2 protein-coding genes are annotated in these 1,247 nt (G+C 54.2%); both read right to left on the bottom strand.

Going from position 1 to position 1,247, the window contains the following annotated elements:
• Positions 1 to 925: hypothetical protein (locus AK963_RS29230; protein WP_139117785.1), on the bottom strand; the 925-nt coding region annotated here is incomplete at its 3' end.
• A 127-nt stretch (positions 926 to 1,052) separates the two neighbouring features.
• On the bottom strand, positions 1,053 to 1,247 hold a 195-nt coding region (locus AK963_RS34030), incomplete at its 5' end, for a hypothetical protein (RefSeq protein ID WP_238593896.1).

The raw sequence follows: 1,247 nt of genomic DNA, 5'->3' as shown, positions 1-1,247 counted from the left end.
GACCACTGATCCATGCTTTGGTGTTGTCAGTGAGCGCTAACAACACGGGTACCAGAAGGTCGGTACGGAACACATAGTTCTCGTCCACTTCTGGCACGTCACGATGGGCACCGCTCCACTCGAAGACAGGGATGTCGAAGTCGAGGGCTTTGACCTTGCGTTGACCTGGACGGAAGACCTCGTTGGCATTTGTCCATGCCACGTTCTTGAGATCGGGCAAGCCCTTGGGCATGGTGATCGGTGCGCTCAGGTGCTTGGGCTTGCGTCTCAGCTCGGCTTCGAGTTCCTGATTGCGCTTCTGTGCCTGCAAGCCACCGTTGATGGCACTCTCGATGCGCTCGACGCTGACCTCGTTGTTGGTCACTTGCTTGAGAACGGAGTCAAGCAGTTCGCGGTCTTTCTGCTCGGTTGAGATCGTCCATGTGTCCATGTTGCTGTCCTTTTTGATTGGTTGTTTTCGAACGGGTGGTTTCTTGGTGTTGCCTCCGAGGGCGTCCCATGTGTCTTCGACGTATATCCAGTTGGCGTTGTAACCGAAGTGGTAACGACGGACACTGCCGACGGGAGCGTCAAGGTCTGCACCTCTGGCGAACTCTTCTGGCTCGGTGATGGCGAGAATAAACTCGCTCACGAAGTCGTCGACGGCCTCGAAGTTGGACTGCTTGTGATACTCGATCACTCGGTCAACCATGTAAGCCATGACCTGCACGGAGCAGCGGTCACGGTACTCTGACCATGTGGGTCGAAGGTTGTACTGGTCTTGGCCAGAACCGATGAGCGGTGAACGCTCGCCGATTTTCTGCCAGTTGCACTTCTTGAGGTAGTTGCCGACGGTCTGCTTGAACAGCTTGCGAAGCTGGGCACGACGCTCGTTACCGTTGGTGTTTTGAACGGCTTCCCTGAGTTTGTCTGTTGTAGTTGTCATGATGTATCTCCATTGGTTGTTGTTTTCCGACACACAACAACGTCCTGCTATCCATTAAACAGATTTTTGCAGTAGTAGAATTGTGTCGGGGTAGGATTTCCCCTAAATACTTGGGCGGGTGTGCGGGTTATGAGTACGTTGGTTGTTCTGGCAGGTTGTCTTCGAGGAACTTGCGAAGGTAACGCTGCATGGGTTTGGGATAGTCAGACAGCAGGTGCTTGTCGGCCACGTCGAGGGCTTTGGACTTGTCGTAGTCGTACTCGCCCAGGTATTCCACGAAGTCGAACTCGCTGCCGTCGATGGTGACACGGAAGAACAACGG

Origin of the sequence: Endozoicomonas atrinae (assembly GCF_001647025.1) — a bacterium.
GTDB classification, from domain to species: domain Bacteria; phylum Pseudomonadota; class Gammaproteobacteria; order Pseudomonadales; family Endozoicomonadaceae; genus Endozoicomonas; species Endozoicomonas atrinae.
This window is presented reverse-complemented; position numbering and strand designations above follow the sequence as displayed.